The 1169-nt window shown below is 49.9% G+C and carries 1 rRNA gene; it reads right to left on the bottom strand.

Going from position 1 to position 1169, the window contains the following annotated elements:
* Positions 1–1155 (bottom strand): 23S ribosomal RNA (locus VME0621_RS25960); the annotation flags it as partial.
* Positions 1156–1169: the final 14 nt, after the last annotated feature.

Genomic DNA, 1169 nt, shown 5'->3' with positions numbered 1-1169 from the left:
CACATTGCCGCAGCTTCGGTGTATAGCTTAGCCCCGTTACATCTTCCGCGCAGGCCGACTCGACTAGTGAGCTATTACGCTTTCTTTAAATGATGGCTGCTTCTAAGCCAACATCCTAGCTGTCTAAGCCTTCCCACATCGTTTCCCACTTAGCTATACTTTGGGACCTTAGCTGGCGGTCTGGGTTGTTTCCCTCTCCACGACGGACGTTAGCACCCGCCGTGTGTCTCCCGGATAGTACTTACTGGTATTCGGAGTTTGCAAAGGGTTGGTAAGTCGGGATGACCCCCTAGCCTTAACAGTGCTCTACCCCCAGTAGTATTCGTCCGAGGCTCTACCTAAATAGATTTCGGGGAGAACCAGCTATCTCCAGGTTTGATTGGCCTTTCACCCCTAGCCACAAGTCATCCGCTAATTTTTCAACATTAGTCGGTTCGGTCCTCCAGTTGATGTTACTCAACCTTCAACCTGCCCATGGCTAGATCACCTGGTTTCGGGTCTATATCCAGAGACTGAACGCCCAGTTAAGACTCGGTTTCCCTACGGCTCCCCTAAACGGTTAACCTTGCCACTGAATATAAGTCGCTGACCCATTATACAAAAGGTACGCAGTCACACCACGAAGGTGCTCCTACTGCTTGTACGTACACGGTTTCAGGTTCTATTTCACTCCCCTCACAGGGGTTCTTTTCGCCTTTCCCTCACGGTACTGGTTCACTATCGGTCAGTCAGTAGTATTTAGCCTTGGAGGATGGTCCCCCCATATTCAGACAGGATATCACGTGTCCCGCCCTACTCGATTTCACTGATGATGAGATGTCGGTTACGGGGCTATCACCCTGTATCGCGGCACTTTCCAGAGCCTTCACCTGTCTCATTAAAAGCTTAAGGGCTAATCCAATTTCGCTCGCCGCTACTTTCGGAATCTCGGTTGATTTCTCTTCCTCGGGGTACTTAGATGTTTCAGTTCCCCCGGTTCGCCTCGCTGAGCTATGTATTCACTCAGCGATAACTGCTTATGCAGTTGGGTTTCCCCATTCAGGAATCTCAGACTCACAGGTTTTTACTACCTAATCTGAGCTTATCGCAAGTTAATACGCCTTTCATCGCCTCTGACTGCCAAGGCATCCACCGTGTACGCTTAGTCACTTAACCATACAACCCCAAAG

It is taken from the genome of Vibrio mediterranei, assembly GCF_900088415.1.
Lineage (GTDB): Bacteria > Pseudomonadota > Gammaproteobacteria > Enterobacterales > Vibrionaceae > Vibrio > Vibrio mediterranei.
This window is presented reverse-complemented; position numbering and strand designations above follow the sequence as displayed.